Raw genomic sequence first — 15,593 nt, 5'->3', positions numbered from 1 at the left:
CCCAGCGTACTGATCTGCGATCATTGCCGTATGGCGTTCACCGAAGAGCTCGCGCGGGCCGTGCTCGCGGCGGACGGGCACCACCAGGCGAAGCTGATCGCCCTCGGCGAGAACGCGGTCTTCGAACTCGCCGACGGCACGGCCGTCGCGAAGGTCGGCCGCGGTCCCGAGCTGCTGGAGCGGGCGGCCCGCGAGCTGCGCACGGCGACCTGGCTCGCCGCGCACGGCGTGCCCGCGGTGCGGGCGGCGGAGCCGGAGGCCCGGCTCGTGGACGGCCACCCGGTGACGTACTGGGAGCGCCTGCCGGACACCGTGCGCCCCGCGGAGCCCGCCGACCTGGCCGCGCTGCTGCGGCTCGTGCACGCCCTGCCGGAGCCGGACTTCGCCCTGCCCCGCCGCGATCTGCTGGACGGGGTGGAGCGCTGGCTGCGGCTCGCGGGCACGGCGGTCGACCCGGCCGACGCCGCGTATCTGCGTGAGCGGCGTGACGGGTTCGCCGCCGCGGCCGCCGCCCTGACGCCGCACATCGCGCCGGGGCCGATCCACGGCGACGCGCTGCCGCGCAACGTCCACATCGGCCCGCAGGGGCCCGTGCTGGTCGACCTGGAGACCGTCTCCAGCGATCTGCGCGAGCACGACCTCGTCGTCATGGCGCTCAGCCGGGACCGCTACGGCCTCGACCCGGCGGCCTACGACGCCTTCACCGCCGCCTACGGCTGGGACGTCCGCGACTGGGAGGGCTGTGCCGTCCTGCGCGGCGCCCGTGAGACCGCCAGCTGCGCCTGGGTCGCCCAGCACGCGCCCGGCAACCCGGCGGCTCTCGCCGAGTTCCGGCGCCGTGTGGCATCCCTGCGCGACGACGACCCGACAGTGCGCTGGCACGCGTTCTAGGCCTGGTTGTCACATCCCCCATGCCCCGCGGCGTTCCCCCCGGCCTTCGGCCCGGGGAAATGGCCGAATCGTCCCAGCAGCCCCGCTGCAAGAACGGCTGACGACCCTCCGCCCGCTGGGATGCACCGCAGACCAATAGCGCCTGCCCGCGGCAGCCGGGGAGCCAAAGCGACGACTGGGCCCGGCCCCGCCGTGCGACGGCCCGTCAGGCCGGCTCGCGCAACGGCCAGCGCGTGTCGATCTCGACCTCGGGGGCACCGCCCTGGCGCACCAGCCAGCGCTGGTAGCCCTCGGCCCAGTCGGCGTACCAGCCGATCTGGGAACGGTGCAGTTCGCGCAGGCCGCCCGCGGCCCGCGGGTAGCGCTCGGCGATGGCGCAGGCGACCCGGACGGCGGCCAGCGCGTCCGCGCTCGCCTCGTGCGCGTCGTCCAGGGTGACGCCGTACTCGCGGCAGGCGGCCTCCAGGTTCCGCTTGCCCTTGCGGTAGCGGTCGAGCGTGCGGTCCATGACGAGCGGATCCACGACGGGCCCGACCTCGCCGCCCAGCCGGTCCTCCAGGGACGGCAGCTGATGCCTGCGCAGCTCGGCCGCGAGCAGGCTGAGGTCGAAGGGCGCGTTGTAGACGACGACAGGGACACCGGCCGCCCAGTGGGCGACAAGGGCGTCGGCGATCTCGTCCACCGCCTCGGCCGCCGGCCGGCCCTGCTCCGCAGCGTGCTCACTGCTGATGCCGTGCACCGCGGTGGCCTCGGCGGGGATGGGGACGCCGGGGTCGACGAGCCAGCCCAGGTGGCGTATCGGCTCCCCGTCCCTGACCTCGGTGACGGCCGCCGTGACGATCCTCGACCGGAGCGGATCCGTGCCCGTCGTCTCCAGGTCGAAACCGACCAGCAGTTCCCGGTGCCATCCCATGGCCATTGGCGTACGTCCTTCCCGCGGTTCCCCCGTGTGCTGTGCCATCATCCCGTGCGCCACTGACAGTCCCGCCGCCGGGCGGCCGCCGGCCTCAGGACACCGGCCGGGAGTCCACCCACACGCCCTCGAACTCCTCGCGGTAGATGCCGAAGAGCCCTTGCTCCGCCTCGGCCGCCTCGCCGTCCTTGGTCTGCACGAGGTCGCGGGGCCCGCCGCGGAGGATGATCACCGGGGACTCCATGCCCCGGGCCCTGCGCAGGTAGGACTGGACGACGGCGACACCGTTCGCGGTGTCGCCGTCCACCAGGTAGGCGGTGAAGCGCGGGGTCTCGTCGAAGACCCGGATCTCGAAGGCGCCGGGGTCGCGCAGCCGCGCCCTCACCCGGCGCATGTGCATGATGTTCATCTCGACGGCGCGGCTCAGCTCCCCGCGGCCGAGGCCGAGTTCGCGCTCGCGGCGCCGGACCGCGCTGCTGGCCGGGTTCAGGAAGAGCAGCCGCATCCGGCAGCCGGACTCCGCCAGCCGCACCAGCCGCTTGCCGGAGTAGTTCTGCACGAGCAGGTTGAGCCCGATGCCGACGGCGTCCAGCCGCCGGGCGCCGCCGAACAGGTCCTCGGCCGGCAGCTGACGCTGGAGCCGCACCCGGTCCGGGTAGACCCCGACGACGTCGGCGTACCGGTCGGCGACCAGTTCCTCGACGGCGTCGACGGGCAGGCGGTCGGCCGACGGGTAGCCGGGACCGGAGCCGAGCATGTCGAGCAGCCGGGCGGCGGCCCGCTCGGCCTGGTCCAGTACGGTGCGGGACAGCGCGCGGTTGCGGGAGACGACGTGCCGGGCCACCTCCAGTTCGTCCAGGGCGAGCTCGAGTTCACGGCGGTCGTCGAGGTAGGGCTCGAAGCACGGCCAGTGCTGGACCACCAGCTCGCGCAGCTGCGGCAGCGTCAGGAAGCTGAGGATGTTGTCGTCCGCGGGGTCGAGCAGGAAACCCTTGCGGCGGCTGACCTCGCGCACGGCGGCGGCGCGCTGCACCCATTCGTGCCCGGCGGGGCCTGCCGCGGCGACCACCCACTCCTCGCCGTGCACGGGCTCGTAGATGGGGCGCAGGACGGCGTTCACCACGGCGCGGAGCCGCTGCTCGACCAGATTGAGCCACACATAGGCCCGCCCGGCGCGGCGGGCGCGGGTGCGCACCTCGGCCCACTCGTCGGCGCCCCAGTCCAGTTCCGCTCCGATCTCCAGCGGCAGTGCCAGGGAGGCGGTTCCGGTGCCGTTCCCCTCGCCGATGCCGCCCTGGTCCCCCTGATCACCACCACCAGGGAGCACCAGACCTCCCGACATCACGACTGCACCCGCCTTCCCGCCCCCGTACACGATCAAGGAAGGGTACTGCGGGGCGGTGGGCGGTGCAGCCGTAACGACGCTACTTCACCACATGCTTACTCGCTTCGACCTGCCAACGGCCTCAATGGGCACGGCCGTTGTGGCCCGCGAGGTCGTCCGGGGTGAGCGGGCTCATCGCCGTGACGTCCCGGGGCACGAGCTGGAAACCCTGCCAGTGGATCGGCATGGGCGTCTGGTCCTCGTCGCGGGGGATGTGGTGGAAGCCGACGTTCACCCACACCACGGGGTGGGTGAGGGTCTCGGCGTTCGCCCACTTGTCCACCGAGGTGCCCCGGCCGGCGCAGGCCGGGTCGCTGTTGCCGCTGGCCAGTTGCTCGCAGGCGCGGTACTGGGTGACGTACACGTCCTTGGAGGTGTAGGCGTGGGCGTCGTAGTGGTCGGAGTGCTGCTGGACCAGCTCCCAGGAGCGCGGGTGCCGGTCGGTGTTCTTCGCGGTCGGGGAGACCACGCGCCACCAGCGCCGCAGCGCGGAGGTCGCGGCCATTTCCTTTGCGACCGGGGTCCGGGTGGTCTTCAGGACGGCGGAACCGCTCCCCCGGCCGGCCGTCTTGGTGTCGTCCTGCTCGACCTTGGAGCGGGCGGAGCCGTCGGCGGCGAAGTCCAGCCGCCAGAAGACGGAGTGGTAGTGGCTGGTCGCGTGGTCGTGGCCGCCCTTGCCGATGGGCCAGCCGGTGCCCTCGCCGCTGTAGTCGGAGGGCGACAGGTCGCCGGTGGCGCCGACCTTGGCGGTGACGGTGCCGTCGTCGGAGAAGTTCCACTGGGTGACGTACTCGTACCAGCCGAGCTGCGAGACGGAGAAGACCACCAGGTCACTGCCCTGCTTGGTGTACTTCTTTGCGTTGCCCCGCTCGTCCTGGACATCGCTGCGGTAGGCGTAGCCGTGCGGCGCGGTGGTGGCGCACAGCGCCTTGACGGTGCGTTCCTGCTGCGGGACGTAGGCGGAGCCGATGGTGCCGCCGGGGCACTCGTCGCTGCCGATGTCGACGGCCGTGTTGCCGAAGCCGATGTCGGACAGGTCGTTGTACTCGGTCAGGCCGGAGTCGTAGGGCACGTTGACCTGGGCGAGTGCCGCGGAGTCCAGCACCTTGATCGGATGCGGTTCCTTGCGCGGCTGGTAGGCGATCTTCTCCAGGACCAGGCCCTTGGTGCCGCTGATGCGCCAGCACATGGTCCAGGTGGTCCCGTTCGGCAGCTTCTTGGTGAGGGCGGTGGCGGTGCCGCAGCCGGCGGCCGCCTGGGCGGCGCGTGGCGCCGCGACGGCCGCGGTGGCCGTGCCAGGTGTCGTCCCCGCGACGAGCGCGGGCAGGAGCAGGAGCGCCGAGGCCGTACCGACGGCCCGGCGCACGTGTGCGGTGCGCATGGTTGCTGGGTCTCCGCTCTTAGTGGATCCGGCCGACGGTGCGGTCGCTGAGATCGACGACGAACCGGGTCGTGTCGATCCACGGCCCGTCCTTCACCTGCGTGAACAGACGTACGCACCGGTGCTCGCCGCACTTGCGCAAGCCGGCCGGTGCGGACTGCTCCGCGGTGTTGAAGGAGATGCCGCGCAGCCGCAGCTGATCGGGCGAGGTGAGCGCGGCTCCCTCGGTGGCCGCCGAGAAGTCGTCCCGCAGTCCCTGGCCGAGCGGGTCCTTGATGAGCAGCCCGGCCGCCTCGGCGGTCTCGTCGGCCGAGGGAGGCGGCTGCAGGCCGGAGGCGGTGTCCGTGCGCTCGACGGTGCCACGGGTGAGGTCGACGGTCTTCTTCACGAGCCGGTCGTGCCCGTAGTCGTAGAACAGCACCTCGGCCCGGCGGTCCTCATCGGTCCGCGCGGGGTCGTCCGCCGGGGCCGCGAGGTCGGTGTCGAGGTACTCCGGCCCCCGCCCACCGTCCACGTCCCGCGCACTGCGCAGACCGTCGCGCTGCAGGGCTATGGACTTCGCCCGGTCGACCTCGGCCCTGGTCAGGGGCCCCGGTCCGGTCTGCTGTCCGCCCTGGGGCGCCTGAATGACCGTCACGGCGTCACTGCCCGTGCCGGTACCGCTGTCGCCACCGGCTCCTTGCTGCGACGGCGCTCCCGACGGCACGGCGGAGCCGGCCGTCGTGGAGTGGTCGTCGCCCGCGGAAGCGGCGCGCGGAAGGGTGATGCCCACCATCACCGCGGTGGCGGCGACGGCCACGCCGGCGCCCCATAAGACGCGCCTGACGCCACGTCCGGCCGCCCCCGTTTTCCCCGTGGGACGGCTTTCCCCCTGATCTGTCACGTAAGTCCCTCCTGTGTCGTACTGTCACCTGTTCAGATGACGGCGCGGCGACCCAGGTTGCCCGCGGCGAGCGGATTCTTGCGGCAGGCAGGGGAATTGGAACACTCGTACCGGGGAAGATCTCGGCAATAGCGTGCCATCGCGGGTGCGGGTGCGTGACGATGCCCTTTCGGCACGTTGTGACCGGGGGTGCGGGCTACCGGCGCCCGGCAGTGGAGTGGAAGAGTCGACGACATGCAGGTCTGGCCGGGTCAGGCATACCCCCTCGGCGCCACGTACGACGGCGCCGGCACCAATTTCGCGGTCTTCTCGGAGGCGGCGGAGCGGATCGAGCTGTGTCTGCTGCACGACGACGGGTCGGAGACCGCCGTCGAGCTGCGTGAAGCCGACGCCTTCGTCCGCCACGCCTATGTGCCGGGCATCATGCCCGGTCAGCGGTACGGCTTCCGGGTCCACGGACCCCACGAGCCGACCCAGGGGCACCGCTGCAACTCGGCGAAGCTGCTCCTGGACCCGTACGCGAAGGCGATAAGCGGCTCGATCGACTGGGACGAGGCGGTGTACGGCTACCGCTTCGGTCAGCCGGAGTCCCGCAACGACCTGGACTCGGCGCCGCACACGATGTCCTCCGTGGTGGTGAACCCCTACTTCGACTGGACCGACGACCGCAGCCCGCGCATCGACTACCACCGCACCGTCATCTACGAGGCCCACGTGCGCGGCCTGACCATGCAGCACCCGGAGCTCCCTGAGGAGATCCGCGGCACCTATGCGGCACTCGCCCATCCGGCGGTCATCTCCCACCTGGTGGAGCTCGGCGTCACCACGCTGGAACTGATGCCGGTGCACCAGTTCGTCCACGACCACCGTCTGGTGGACGAGGGGCTGCACAATTACTGGGGCTACAACACGCTCGGCTTCTTCGCCCCGCACAACGCGTACTCCTCGATGGGCGACCGCGGACAGCAGGTGCTGGAGTTCAAGACCGCGGTGCGCGCGCTGCACAAGGCCGGCATCGAGGTGATCCTCGACGTGGTCTACAACCACACCGCCGAGGGCAGCCACCTGGGGCCGACGCTGTGTTTCCGGGGCATCGACAACGCCTCGTACTACCGGCTCGCCGACGACCCGCGCTACTACATGGACACCACCGGCACCGGCAACTCGCTGCTGATGCGCAGCCCCCACGTGCTCCAGTTGATCATGGACTCACTGCGCTACTGGGTCACCGAGATGCACGTGGACGGCTTCCGCTTCGACCTCGCCGCGACGCTCGCCCGGCAGTTCCACGAAGTCGACCGGCTGTCGTCGTTCTTCGACCTGGTGCAGCAGGACCCGGTGGTCAGCCAGGTGAAGCTGATCGCCGAGCCCTGGGACGTCGGCGAGGGCGGCTACCAGGTGGGCAACTTCCCCCCGCTGTGGACCGAGTGGAACGGCAAGTTCCGTGACACGGTGCGCGACCTGTGGCGCGGGGAGCCCGCCACGCTCGCCGAGTTCGGCTCCCGGCTGACCGGCTCGTCCGACCTCTACCAGGACGACGGCCGCCGCCCGCTCGCCTCCATCAACTTCGTGACCTGCCACGACGGCTTCACGCTGCGTGACCTGGTGTCGTACAACGAGAAGCACAACGAGGCCAACGGCGAGAGCAACCGGGACGGCGAGAGCCACAACCGCTCATGGAACTGCGGCGCCGAGGGCGACACCGACGACGAGGCCGTGCTCGCCCTGCGCGAGCGCCAGATGCGCAACTTCATCGCCACCCTGATGCTCTCCCAGGGCGTGCCGATGATCTCCCACGGCGACGAGTTCGGCCGCAGCCAGCAGGGCAACAACAACGCCTACTGCCAGGACAACGAGCTGGCCTGGGTGCCCTGGCCCAAGGAGGGCGACACCAGGGCCGAGCAGCTGCACGAGTTCACCCGGCAGATGGTGTGGCTCCGCCGCGACCACCCGGTCTTCCGGCGCCGCCGCTTCTTCCACGGGCGGCCGATGGAGGGCACGCACGACGAGCTCTCGGACATCGCCTGGTTCACCCCTGAGGGTGACGAGATGACCCAGGACGACTGGGAGGCCCAGGCCAACGCCCTGGTGGTCTTCCTCAACGGCAGCGCGATCTCCGAGCCGGGCGACCGCGGCGAGCGCATCGCCGACGACTCCTTCCTGCTGATGTGCAATGCCTGGCACGAGCCGCTGGACTTCGTGGTGCCGGTCAACCACGGCAAGGAGTGGCAGGTCGTCGTGGACACCCAGCGGCCGGAGGGCGTGCCGGCGGGCAGCGGGCGGAAGGTGACTCAAGGCGACCGGCTGCGGCTGGCCGACCGGAGCATGGTGGTGCTGCAACGGCCGGCGTAACCGGCGTCCCGGTGTGATGGGCACACCGGCCGGCGGGGTAGGCAGAAAGCTATGACAGAAAGCGCCGCGACCCCGCCGACCGCTGTCGCCCCCGCCGTGCCGACGGCCACCTACCGCCTGCAGCTCCAGCCGGACTTCCCCTTCGCCGCCGCCGAGGCCGTCGTCCCCCACCTGGCCGCGCTCGGCGTCTCCCACCTCCACCTGTCCCCCGTGCTGCAGGCCGTCCCCGGCTCCACCCACGGCTACGACGTCGTGGACCACACCCAGGTGCGCGAGGAACTGGGCGGCGAGAAGGGCCTGCGGTCGCTGGCCCGCACTGCCCGGTCGCACGGCCTCGGCCTGGTGCTGGACGTCGTGCCCAACCACATGGCCGTACCGGCGCCGGAGTACCTGGCCCGGCCGCTGTGGGAGGTGCTCCGGGAGGGCCCGGCGTCCCCGTACGCGCGCTGGTTCGACATCGACTGGGCCGCACAGGGCGACCGACTGCTGCTGCCGGTGCTCGGCGCGCCCCTGGAGGACGTGCTCGACGACCTGCGCGTGGAGCGCGACCGGGACGCCGGCGAGCGGGTCCTGCGCTATCACGACCACGCCTTCCCGCTGCGGCCCGGCACCGGGGAACTGCCGCTGCGACGCCTGCTGGACGCCCAGTGGTACCGGCTGGCGTGGTGGCGGCAGGCCCGCTCGGAGCTGAACTACCGGCGCTTCTTCACCATCTCCGAACTGATCGCCGTCCGCGTCGAGGACCCCGAGGTCTTCGCCGCCACCCACGCCACCCTGCTGCGGCTGCTGGACGAGGGCGTGGCCGACGGCCTGCGCATCGACCACCCGGACGGCCTCGCGGACCCGGCCGGCTACCTGCGGCGGCTCGCCGAGGCCTCCGCCGGCCGCTGGACGGTCGTGGAGAAGATCCTCACCGGTGACGAACGCCTCCCGGCCGGCTGGGCCTGCGCCGGCACCACCGGCTACGACGCGCTCGACCGCCTGGACGGGCTGTTCACCGACCCCGCGGGGGCCGAGGAGATCGCCGGCTTCTACCGGGAGTTCACCGGCGCGGCCGCCGAGCAGGGCGGTCTCTGGGAGCCGACCGTGCGGGCCGCCGCGCACCGGATCGTCGTCCACGACCTCGCCGCCGAGGTGGACCGGCTGACCCGCGCCGCCGTCCGGGCCACCGGAGGGGACGAGCGGGTGCTGCGCGAGGCGCTCCGGGAGGTCCTGGTGCGGCTGCCGCGCTACCGGCCGTACGTCGTGCCCGGCGAGCCCGCTCCCGAGGAGGACGTCGCGCTGCTGGAGGCCGCGGCGGAGGCCACCGGGCTGCCCGCCGCGGAGACCATCCGCGACCTGGCGCTCGGGCGGTTCGGTGACGGCGGCGGGGACGGGGACGGCGCCGAGGGCGGCGCCGAGGCCGGTGGCGCGCTCGGCGGCGAGGACGGGGACGGCGGCGCGGACGTGGCCGATTTCGCCGTGCGCTTCGCGCAGGTCTCGTCCGCGCTGCGCGCCAAGTCCGCGGAGGACACCGCCTTCTACCGCTACTACCCGCTGCTGTGCCTCAACGAGGTGGGCCGCGAACCGGACCGCCCCGCCACCTCACCCGAGGATTTCCACGCCTTCTGCGAGCGGCTGCGCTCCGACTGGCCGCTGACCGGGACCGTGCGCTCCACCCACGACACCAAGCGCAGCGCCGACGTCCGCGCACGCCTGGCCGCCCTCACGGAGCTGCCCGGCCCCTGGGCTCGGTGGCTGACGGAGACCTCGGAGCAGCTGCGCGCCTACCTCGCCGGCCGCGGGGTGCCGCTGCCCGAGCGGCACGTGGAGTACCAGGCGTGGCAGTACGCCGCGGTCTTCTGCGACCCGGCCGCCGCGGACCTGGTCGCGGCCACCATGCTCAAGTCCGAGCGGGAGGCGGGTCTGCGCACCGCGTGGACCGACCAGCGCCCGGAGTACGAGCGGGAGCTGACGGACTTCGTCCGGGAGCTGGTCGGCGGGCCGTCGGCCTTCGCCACCGGGCGCATCGCGGACGAGCTGGCCGCCCCGGAGCGCGTCAACGCCCTCGGCGCGCACCTGGCGCACCTGACCATGCCGGGCGTGCCGGACGTGTACCAGGGCGACGAGGAGCGGCAGTTGCTGCTCGTCGACCCCGCCAACCGCGCGCCCTACGACCCGGGCGCGGCCGACGGCCCGCCGAGCGAGAAGCGCCTCGTCACGGTCGCCGCGCTGCGGCTGCGCCGGTCCCGGCCGCAGTGGTTCACCGGCCCCGAGGCGGGCTACGAGCCGCTGTACGCCCGCGGCACGGCGGGCGCGCACTGTGTCGCCTTCGTCCGGGGCGGCCGGGCGCTGACCGTGGTCACCCGGCTCTCCCGGCGGCTTGCGGAGGCCGGCGGCTGGCGCGGCACCGAACTGGTCCTGCCCGAGGGGGTGTGGACGGAAGTGCTGACGGACCGCAGGTTCGAGGGCGTGCTGCCTCTGGAGGCGCTGCTGGACCGGCTGCCCGTGGGTCTCCTGGTGCGCGACATCGAGCACTGACGGGGAGCCCGCCGCGGACCGGGACGTCCGCGGCGGGCCGGAGTGTCGGACCCCGCGGCTAGCTTTTCCCCATGGACGCATCGAACTCGGCGCACCTTTCCGCCGTACCTGAGGACCTGCTCGCCCGCCTCGCGAGCGACCCGGCCGTGACCGCGTACCTCGCGTGGCCGGGCGATTTCGACCTCGGCCGGCGGTCGCCGGTGGAGGAACTGACCCTTCCCTCGGGCGATCCGCTGCGCCCGATAGCGGGGGACGGCGCGGGAGGCACGTACTTCCTGGTGGGGAAGGAGGGCGACCCCGTCCGGCCGGTCCTGTACGCGGACTCCGAGGGCCAGGCGGCGCTGATCGGGGCGAGCCTGCGCGAGGCGGTCGAGCTGGTGGTCGTGTGCCCGCTGTGGCGCGACGCGGCAGCCGGTTTCCCGCTGCCCGAACTGGAGGCGCAGGTCCGCGCCGACATGCCGGACTTCGACCGCGCGCGGGAGGAGGTGGCCGCCGCCCTCGGGCTGACGCCGCCGCCGGCGGACGAGGCGGTGGCCCGGCTGCTGGCGACCGCGGCGCGCACGGTGCCGGACTTCCTGCCGTACGTGGACGACGACGACCACGAGCCCTATGAACCGCTGATCGGCGGCTAGGACGAGCCGGGGTGGGACCGCCGGCGGCGGACCCGGGCCGTGCCCGTCAGACCGCCGCCAGGCGGAAGTGCATGGCGCCGAAGGTGACCCGGTCGCCGGGGCGGACGACCGCCGCGCCCATGACCCGGCGACCGTTGACCCAGGTCCCGTTCATGGAGCCGAGGTCGCGCAGCACCCAGATGCCGTGCTCGTGGCGCAGTTCGGCGTGGATGCGGGAGGCGGAGGCGTGGCTGAGGCGGAAGCCGCAGGACAGGTCGCGGCCTATGCGCAGCGGGACCGGCCCGGGGGCGGGGAAGAGCAGCGGGGGCAGCTTCTCGGCCTGCCAGGCGTCGCGGAAACGGACCTGCAGGGCGGAGATCCTGGCGACGCCGCGCTCCAGCCACCGGCCCAGTCGCGCCATCCGGCCCTCGGCGGGCGGGAGGTCGGCGATGAGCGCGTCCAGCTCGTCGGAGCGGCCGGCCGTGAGGGCGAGTTCCACCCGCTGCAGGAAGGTGTCGTGCGAGAGCCGTCCGTCCACGGCACCGCCGCGCAGCACCTCGATGGCGTGCTCGCGCTCCGCCTCGGTGGGCCGTGGCGCGGGTGCGGACGGCGGCGCGGAATAGGTCGGGAACTCGTGGCTCACGTGCGTGATTGTCGGGCCGAACGCCCCGGAGTGTCCAGAAGCCCGGCCCCGACGCGCCGTTGTCGGCGGGACCGGTCGCCCGGCTCCGCGGGCGCGGGCGCAAAAAGCAATGGACGCGCGGGAGTCGGCATGGCTACGGTGCTCACACGCCCGTGACCGAGGAAGGAGGCGGAAGCCATGTACGTGTTCACCACTCCGCGCTCCCGCCCCGATGTCCGCAGGGCGATCTCCGTCTGACCGGGAGCGCCCCACTCTCCCGTGAGGACTCCTCCTGTCATGACCGACCTGGTCATCCGCCCGCTCGTCGCGGGTGAGACGCATCTCTTCCACTCCCTGGTTCCCGAGGACACCGGCCTGGTCGGCCGGTCCCTGCTGGGCCACACCTACGCGATGACCGACGAGGGCGGCGAGTACCGCCCCGACTGGACCTGGGTGGCCCTGCGCGGCGGCACGGTCGTCGCCCGCGCGGCCTGGTGGGGCGCTCCCACCGACGACAAGCCGATCGCCCTGGACTGGTTCGACTTCACCGACGCCGACGCCGCCGTGCGGCTGCTGCGGACAGCGCCGCTGAAGGCCGAGTTCGAGCTGTTGCTGCCGCCCGGCTGGCGGGAGCGGCGGGAGGTCCGCGAGGCCGCCCAGACCCGCATCGACGCGGCGATCGTGTCCGGCATGGAACCGGTCGTCGAGCGCTACCGCTACACCTGGACGCCCGAGTGCGGGCTGCCGCAGCGCACCGGACGGCTGGAGTACCGGCCGGAGCCGGACGACGCCGTGATCCTGGACGTGCTGAAACGCATCGGTACCGGCAGCCTCGACGCCCACACCCGCCGGGCCGTGGCACTGCACGGGGCCGACGCCGCCGCGCGCGAGGAACTGGACGTCCTCAACTGGTTCCCGTCGCCGCGCGAATGGTGGCGGCTGGCGTACACGCCGGAGGGCGCGCTCGCGGGCATCCAGGTGCCCGCGCGCAATCCGACCGCGTTCTGCGTCGGCTTCATCGGCGTCCTGCCGGAGCAGCGCGGCCACGGCTACGCCTACGACCTGCTGGTGGAGTGCACCCACGACCTGGTCGGACACGGCGCACGGCAGATCGCCGCCGCCACCGACCAGACCAATCTGCCGATGGCGGCGCACTTCGCCAGGGCGGGTTATCCGGTCACCCAGGAGCGCGTCAACCTGGTGTGACCCCCCGGCCTGCGGGCAGCATGGTGCCCATGCGCTTCGACGTGTGGGCACCGGACGCCGGTGAGGTGGAGGTACGGGTCGACGGACGGGCTCACGACATGGAGCGCGACCCCGGACGCGAGGGCTGGTGGTGCGCCGAGGCGCCCGCCGGACACGGTTCGCGGTACGCCTTCGCGCTCGACGAGGGCCCGCCGTTGCCCGACCCCCGCTCCCGCCGCCAGCCGGACGGTCCGGACGGCGCGAGCGCGGTCGTCGACCACGACGTCTTCGACTGGACCCACGACTGGGCGGGCCGCCCGCTGCCGGGCGCGGTCCTGTACGAGCTGCACGTGGGCACCTTCACCACCGCCGGCACCTTCGACGCGGCCGTCGAACGCCTCCCGCACCTGGCCGGGTTGGGGATCACGCACATCGAGCTGATGCCCGTCTGCCCGTTCCCCGGCACGCACGGCTGGGGGTACGAGGGCGTGTCCCTGTGGGCGGTCCACGAGCCCTACGGCGGCCCGGACGGCCTCAAGCGGTTCGTGGACGCCGCGCACGGCCACGGGCTCGGGGTGGTGCTGGACGTCGTCCACAACCACCTGGGCCCGTCCGGCAATCACCTCCCCCGGTTCGGGCCGTACTTCACCGACCGGCACCACACGCCCTGGGGCGACGCCGTCAACCTGGACGCGCCCAGCTCGGACGAGGTCCGCGACTTCCTCGTCGGCAGCGCCCTGGCCTGGCTGCGCGACTACCGCCTCGACGGACTGCGGCTCGACGCCGTGCACGCCCTGGTCGACACCCGCGCGGTGCACCTGCTGGAGGAGCTGTCCACGGCCGTCGACACGCTGTCGGCGTCGCTGGGCCGGCCGCTGTTCCTGATCGCCGAGTCCGACCGCAACGACCCGCTCACCACCACGCCCCGCGACGCGGGAGGCCTCGGGGTGCACGCCCAGTGGAACGACGACTTCCACCACTGCCTGCACACGGCCGTCACCGGCGAATCCGCGGGGTACTACGCGGACTTCGCCGTCTCGCCGACCGCGGCCCTCGCCAAGGTGCTGGAGCGCGTCTTCTTCCACGACGGCACGTACTCCGGCTTCCGCGGCCGCCGGCACGGCCGCCCGGTCGACCGCGCGACCGTGCCCGGGCACCGCTTCCTGGCGTACACCCAGACCCATGACCAGATCGGCAACCGCGCCACCGGCGACCGCCTCGCCGCCACCGTGCCCCCGGGCCTGCTGGCGGCGGCCGCGGCACTCGTGCTCACCTCGCCGTTCACCCCGATGCTCTTCATGGGCGAGGAGTGGGGCGCCCGTACGCCGTGGCAGTTCTTCACCGACCACAGCGACCCCGAACTCGCCGCCGCCATCACCCGGGGCAGGCGGCGGGAGTTCGCCTCGCACGGCTGGAACGCCGAGGACATCCCGGACCCGCAGGACCCCGCGACCCGGCTGCGCTCGTGCCTGGACTGGTCCGAGCCGGACGGGCTCCCGCACGCCGGCCTGCTGGCCTGGTACCGCCGTCTCATCGCGCTGCGGCACGCCGAACCGGCGCTGACCGACCCGGCCCTGGACGCGGTGCGGGTCACCGCCGGCGAGCACACCCTGTGCCTGGAACGCGGCCCGTTCCGCGTCGCCGTGAACCTCTCCCCCGAGGACGCCGGGATCCCCCTGCACGACGCCGGCCGGGCCGGGGCTCCCGGCCACGGGGGCTACGAGGTGCTCGCCTCCTGGCAGCCCTGCGCCGACCCCGCGGACTCCCGCTTCCTCACGCTGCCGGGCCACTGCGTCGCGGTCCTGCGGGAACGGCTGCCCAGGGCCTGAACCCGGCCGGGCCCGTGCCCCGTTCAGTCGCCGAGCAGCCGCTTGCGGGCGTGCTCCACGTCGAAGGACGCGGGCGGGCACTGCGGGTCGATGAGTTCCAGGTGCTCCATGAGCAGCCGGCCCACCGCCCAGTCGCGGTACCACTTGCGGTCCGCCGGCACGACGTACCAGGGGGCCGTCTCGGTGGAACAGCGGTTCAGCACGGCCTCGTACGCCTCCTGGTAGGCGGGCCACAGGGCCCGGTCGTCGAGGTCGTCGGGGGTGAACTTCCAGTGCTTGCACGAGTTGTCGAGGCGCGCCAGCAGGCGGGCCCGCTGCTCGGCGTAGCCGATGTGGAGGAAGATCTTGACGACGCTGACACCGTCGTCGGCGAGGGAGGCCTCGAAGGAGTTGATCGTCTCGAAGCGCTCCTCCCAGACCTCCGGGGGGACCTGTCCGCGGACCCGGGCGGCGAGCACGTCCTCGTAGTGGGAGCGGTCGAAGATGCCGATCTGCCCGGCGTGCGGGAGGGCCCGCTTGATGCGCCAGAGGAACGGGTGCGACTTCTCCTCGGCCGTGGGTGCCTTGAAGGCGGTGATGCGGCACCCGGCCGGGTTGAGCAGGCCCGCGAGATGGCGGACGGCACCGCCCTTGCCCGAGGTGTCGGTGCCCTGGAGGACGACGAGCACGGAGCGCGGATCGCCCGCGGTGGCCTGTGCGAAGAGGCGTTCCTGCAGCACGGTCAGGCGGTCCCGGGTACCGGGCACGGCCTCCCGCGCCTCGCGCTTGCCGGGCGGACCGCCGGGGGTGGCGCGGGGGTCGTACGCGCGGAGCCGGACGTTCCCGCCGGCGCCCGGGGGGACCCGGAGCAGCGAGCGCAGCCCGTTCGTTGCGGCCCGTCGATCCGGCACGGCGCCCTCCCTGGCATCGAACGTCTTGTCCGATGGTCCGCCGGATCCGCGGCGCCCGCCAACGGACGCGTCCCCCGGCCCGAGCAGGTTCCGCCGGAAGGCCCCGTACCCCTGTACGGGAGCCCGTGACAC

The 15,593-nt window shown here is 73.1% G+C and carries 12 protein-coding genes; 6 read left to right on the top strand and 6 right to left on the bottom strand.

Going from position 1 to position 15,593, the window contains the following annotated elements; genetic code table 11:
* Positions 1–30 precede the first annotated feature (30 nt).
* A complete protein-coding gene (locus ACIP98_RS11360; protein ID WP_319658988.1) occupies positions 31–891 on the top strand; it encodes an aminoglycoside phosphotransferase family protein in 861 nt (286 codons plus the stop codon).
* 205 nt (positions 892–1,096) lie between these two features.
* Here ACIP98_RS11360 and ACIP98_RS11355 read toward each other — a convergent pair whose 3' ends face one another.
* From ACIP98_RS11355 to ACIP98_RS11340, 4 genes are all read right to left on the bottom strand, one after another.
* Entirely contained in the window at positions 1,097–1,804 is a 708-nt protein-coding gene (locus ACIP98_RS11355; RefSeq protein ID WP_319659244.1) for a 3'-5' exonuclease, read from the bottom strand.
* Between the two features lie 94 nt (positions 1,805–1,898).
* Positions 1,899–3,146 (bottom strand): SAV2148 family HEPN domain-containing protein, encoded by a 1,248-nt coding sequence (locus ACIP98_RS11350; RefSeq protein ID WP_319658989.1) that lies wholly within the window; start codon positions 3,144–3,146, stop codon positions 1,899–1,901.
* A 124-nt stretch (positions 3,147–3,270) separates the two neighbouring features.
* Positions 3,271–4,569, bottom strand: coding sequence for a copper amine oxidase (locus tag ACIP98_RS11345; RefSeq protein ID WP_401975134.1), 1,299 nt, complete (start codon positions 4,567–4,569; stop codon positions 3,271–3,273).
* 19 nt (positions 4,570–4,588) lie between these two features.
* Positions 4,589–5,368, bottom strand: a complete 780-nt coding sequence (locus ACIP98_RS11340; RefSeq protein ID WP_401975132.1) for a Tat pathway signal sequence domain protein — start codon at positions 5,366–5,368, stop codon at positions 4,589–4,591.
* A gap of 318 nt (positions 5,369–5,686) precedes the next feature.
* Between ACIP98_RS11340 and glgX the strand changes: the two genes are divergently transcribed.
* The 3 genes from glgX to ACIP98_RS11325 all read left to right on the top strand — a co-directional run bounded on the left by glgX (position 5,687) and on the right by ACIP98_RS11325 (position 10,956).
* The gene (gene glgX, locus ACIP98_RS11335) at positions 5,687–7,804 is read left to right on the top strand and encodes a glycogen debranching protein GlgX (RefSeq protein ID WP_319658993.1); all 2,118 of its coding nucleotides are present in this window, start codon (positions 5,687–5,689) and stop codon (positions 7,802–7,804) included.
* Between the two features lie 51 nt (positions 7,805–7,855).
* Positions 7,856–10,324, top strand: a complete 2,469-nt coding sequence (treY, locus tag ACIP98_RS11330) for a malto-oligosyltrehalose synthase (RefSeq protein WP_401975129.1) — start codon at positions 7,856–7,858, stop codon at positions 10,322–10,324.
* 71 nt (positions 10,325–10,395) lie between these two features.
* Positions 10,396–10,956: a hypothetical protein gene (locus tag ACIP98_RS11325; protein ID WP_319658995.1), complete on the top strand. Its 561-nt coding sequence runs from the start codon at positions 10,396–10,398 to the stop codon at positions 10,954–10,956.
* A 46-nt stretch (positions 10,957–11,002) separates the two neighbouring features.
* Here ACIP98_RS11325 and ACIP98_RS11320 read toward each other — a convergent pair whose 3' ends face one another.
* The gene (locus ACIP98_RS11320; protein WP_319658996.1) at positions 11,003–11,578 is read right to left on the bottom strand and encodes a DUF1707 and FHA domain-containing protein; all 576 of its coding nucleotides are present in this window, start codon (positions 11,576–11,578) and stop codon (positions 11,003–11,005) included.
* A 276-nt stretch (positions 11,579–11,854) separates the two neighbouring features.
* Here ACIP98_RS11320 and ACIP98_RS11315 point away from each other — a divergent pair, with 276 nt between their 5' ends.
* On the top strand, positions 11,855–12,763 hold the full coding sequence (locus tag ACIP98_RS11315) for a GNAT family N-acetyltransferase (RefSeq protein ID WP_401975125.1): 909 nt from the start codon (positions 11,855–11,857) through the stop codon (positions 12,761–12,763).
* Between the two features lie 29 nt (positions 12,764–12,792).
* Positions 12,793–14,571, top strand: a complete 1,779-nt coding sequence (gene treZ, locus ACIP98_RS11310) for a malto-oligosyltrehalose trehalohydrolase (RefSeq protein WP_401975124.1) — start codon at positions 12,793–12,795, stop codon at positions 14,569–14,571.
* A gap of 23 nt (positions 14,572–14,594) precedes the next feature.
* Here the strand turns inward: treZ and ACIP98_RS11305 are convergent, their stop codons facing one another.
* Complete coding sequence (locus tag ACIP98_RS11305; RefSeq protein ID WP_319658999.1) at positions 14,595–15,461, bottom strand: PPK2 family polyphosphate kinase; 867 nt, start codon at positions 15,459–15,461, stop codon at positions 14,595–14,597.
* Positions 15,462–15,593: the final 132 nt, after the last annotated feature.

The organism is Streptomyces sp. NPDC088354, assembly GCF_044753585.1.
In the GTDB taxonomy this organism is placed as follows: domain Bacteria; phylum Actinomycetota; class Actinomycetes; order Streptomycetales; family Streptomycetaceae; genus Actinacidiphila.
Note: the sequence above shows the minus strand (reverse complement) of the source record. Positions and strands in the feature narration are given on the sequence as shown.

What these genes read in the sequence shown, in the direction of transcription:
- treZ (WP_401975124.1), top strand. Translation starts at nt 12,793, where the DNA reads ATGCGCTTCGACGTGTGGGCACCGGACGCCGGTGAGGTGGAGGTACGG.
- ACIP98_RS11350 (WP_319658989.1), bottom strand. Translation starts at nt 3,146, where the DNA reads ATGTCGGGAGGTCTGGTGCTCCCTGGTGGTGGTGATCAGGGGGACCAG.
- ACIP98_RS11360 (WP_319658988.1), top strand. Translation starts at nt 31, where the DNA reads ATGGCGTTCACCGAAGAGCTCGCGCGGGCCGTGCTCGCGGCGGACGGG.
- ACIP98_RS11355 (WP_319659244.1), bottom strand. Translation starts at nt 1,804, where the DNA reads ATGGGATGGCACCGGGAACTGCTGGTCGGTTTCGACCTGGAGACGACG.
- ACIP98_RS11325 (WP_319658995.1), top strand. Translation starts at nt 10,396, where the DNA reads ATGGACGCATCGAACTCGGCGCACCTTTCCGCCGTACCTGAGGACCTG.
- ACIP98_RS11315 (WP_401975125.1), top strand. Translation starts at nt 11,855, where the DNA reads ATGACCGACCTGGTCATCCGCCCGCTCGTCGCGGGTGAGACGCATCTC.
- ACIP98_RS11345 (WP_401975134.1), bottom strand. Translation starts at nt 4,569, where the DNA reads ATGCGCACCGCACACGTGCGCCGGGCCGTCGGTACGGCCTCGGCGCTC.
- treY (WP_401975129.1), top strand. Translation starts at nt 7,856, where the DNA reads ATGACAGAAAGCGCCGCGACCCCGCCGACCGCTGTCGCCCCCGCCGTG.
- glgX (WP_319658993.1), top strand. Translation starts at nt 5,687, where the DNA reads ATGCAGGTCTGGCCGGGTCAGGCATACCCCCTCGGCGCCACGTACGAC.